Origin of the sequence: Phenylobacterium sp. (genome assembly GCF_031360265.1) — a bacterium.
Lineage (GTDB): Bacteria > Pseudomonadota > Alphaproteobacteria > Caulobacterales > Caulobacteraceae > Phenylobacterium.
Genome location: NZ_JANMBF010000004.1, coordinates 1 through 2,521, shown reverse-complemented (window position 1 = coordinate 2,521; position 2,521 = coordinate 1). Strand labels below are relative to the sequence as shown.

Below are 2,521 nucleotides of genomic sequence, written 5' to 3'. Positions count from 1 at the left end.
CCGTCTGCGCCTCAAACGCGCGCTGCTGGACCTCGCACAGCAGCGCCACGGTCTTCTCGGCGACGATGCCGAGCAACTGCTCGCGGCGTTCGGCTGTGGGGGTCGGGTCCGACATGGAACGAAACAAGAACATACGGGACGGCAGATGTCAAGGTTTTTCGCGGGGTCGTTTTGGCAACCCCCTTGTCGACTGAAGGGTCAGCGGTCCGAGAGGAAGGCGCGGCTGACCTTTTTGGTCACCACCTGGGTCCAGGCCTCGAGCACCAGGTCGGCCGCCTCGCCCGCGTCGAGGGCTTCGATCTCCACCCAGCTCCAGCGCATCGCCCCGGCGATCATCGGCCGGAAGATCTCCGGGCGGGCTTCGAACAGCAGCTCCTGGTGGGCCTTGTCGAGCTTCATGAAGACGCCGCCCTTCCAGACGTGGACGAAGCCCCTGGAGCCGACCGTAAAACAGGGCTGATCCAGCCAGTCGACCTCGCGGGCGCCCGGCAGGGGCGAGGCGGCGCGGCGGATGTCGTCCCAGGTCGCCAGAGCTCGGCCTCCCGCCTATCAATAGCCCTTGGCGATTCCTTCGCGGCGCGGGTCGGCCCCGCCGCGCAGGCCCTGCGGGGTGACCTCGATGCCGTGCAGGCCCGAGCCCTCGCCGAACGGTCCGCCCGTCAGCCGCACGCCCTTGGCCGCCAGGCCCTCGACCACGCCAGGCGCGAACTTGGCGGGCTCCGAGGCGTAGAAGTTGCCGAAGGCGATCAGGTTGGGCAAGGCCAGCGCCTCCTGCATCGGCAGTTTCCAGTCGAGCAGGGCGACCAGGGCCTTCAGGTTGAAGGCCAGGATCGAGGGCCCGCCGGGCGAGCCCACGGCGGCCACCAGCCGGCCCTTGCGGTCCAGAACGATGGCCGGCGCCATCGACGACCGGGGCCGCTTGCCGCCGGCCACGGCGTTGGCGGCGGGCGCGCCGTCGCTGTCCTTGGGCTCGAACGAGAAGTCGGTCAGCTGATTGTTGAGGAAGAAGCCCGCGACCATCCGGCCGTCGCCAAAGGCGCTCTCGACCGTGGTGGTCATGGAGACCGCGTTGCCGGCCTTGTCAACGATCGCGAAGTGGGTGGTGCCGCCGGGCTCGGCCGTATGGTCGGGCGCGCGGACGCCGGCGCCCCGGGGGTTGCCCGGCGCGGGGGGCGGCCCGGCCCGGTCGGGGTCGATCAGCCGGGCGCGGGCGTCGAGGTAGGCGGGCTCCAGCAGGCCCTCGGTGGGCACGTCGACGAAGTCGGGGTCGCCGAAATAGCGGTCACGGTCGGCGTACATCAGCCGGCTGGCCTGGCTGAACAGATACCAGCCCTCGGCGTCGCCCCGGTGGGCGCCGATGTCGGTGCGCCCAAGGATGCCGAGCCCCTCCAGCACCGCCGGGCCGCCGGAGGGCGCGGGGGGCACGCAGACCACATAGACACGGTACGGTCGGCAGACCGCGGGGCCGGCCTTGGGCCTGTAGGCGGCCAGATCCTGCAGCGTCATGGACCCGGGCAGCGGTCCCTCGTGCAGGCGCGCGACAATCTGTTCGGCGATGGGCCCCTCGAGCAGGGCCTTGGGACCTTCGGCGGCGAGCTTGCGCAGGGTCGCGGCGTAGGCGGGGTTGCGCATCGTGTCGCCGGGCTGGATCTTCATTCCGTCGGGCCGGGTGAAATAGGCGATGGCGTCGGGCTGGGCGGCCTGGGGCGCGCGCGAGCTGGCCGCTTCCGCCATCCGCCGCGGCGCCGGGAAGCCGTCGTCGGCCAGACGTTCCGCCGCCGCGAACAGGGTGCTCCAGGCCAGCCGGCCGTGCTGGCGCTGGGCCAGGTACAGCATGGCGATGGCCCCGGGCACGCCCGCCGAGCGACCGGAGACCATGGCCTGGCCCCTGTTCATCGGCTTGCCGTCGGGGCCGTAGAACAGCTGCGGCGTCGCGGCCGCAGGCGCGGTCTCGCGCCCGTTGTAGGCGGTCACCCGATGGGTCCTGGCGTCATAGACGGTCATGAACGCCCCGCCGCCCAGGCCGGAGCTCTGCGGCTCCACCAGACCCAGCACCGCCTGCACGGCGACGGCGGCGTCCACCGCCGAGCCACCGGCCTTCAGCACCTTCAGCCCCGCCTCGACCGCCATCGGATTGGCGGCGGCGACCATGGCGCTAAGGCCCGCGGCGGCCGGCCGCCGGGCCGGGTGAGCCTGGGGTTCACGCGCCATCAGCGGCGCGGCCGAAGCGGCGAGGAAGACGGCGGCGAGGCCCAGGGGCGCGAGGCGCTTGGCGAAGGTCACGTTGCGGGAAACTCCGGACGGTCCAGGATCAGAGGCCTGCCATCGCACGCGCGGCCCGGCCCCCGCAACCGGGCGGCGGAATTGCGCCGCGCCCAGCCTGTCGCGAGACGATGCCGGCGGCCTCGCGCATGGCCGAACCAGAGCCCTTCCCACTCAGGTTGGCTCAACCTGAGTGGAGGAGAAGGGCTCCAGATATAAGCGACGACCCTGTTCTGTCCCGGCTGACTTGAGTCAAGTC

2 protein-coding genes are annotated in these 2,521 nt (G+C 71.9%); both read right to left on the bottom strand.

The genetic code is table 11. The features are described from left to right. Positions 1–198: 198 nt before the first annotated feature. Positions 199–492 (bottom strand): MmcQ/YjbR family DNA-binding protein, encoded by a 294-nt coding sequence (locus tag RMN86_RS00130; RefSeq protein ID WP_405041288.1) that lies wholly within the window; start codon positions 490–492, stop codon positions 199–201. Between the two features lie 57 nt (positions 493–549). Next, positions 550–2,211 (bottom strand): gamma-glutamyltransferase family protein, encoded by a 1,662-nt coding sequence (locus tag RMN86_RS00125; RefSeq protein WP_309603791.1) that lies wholly within the window; start codon positions 2,209–2,211, stop codon positions 550–552. Between the last annotated feature and the right edge of the window lie 310 nt (positions 2,212–2,521).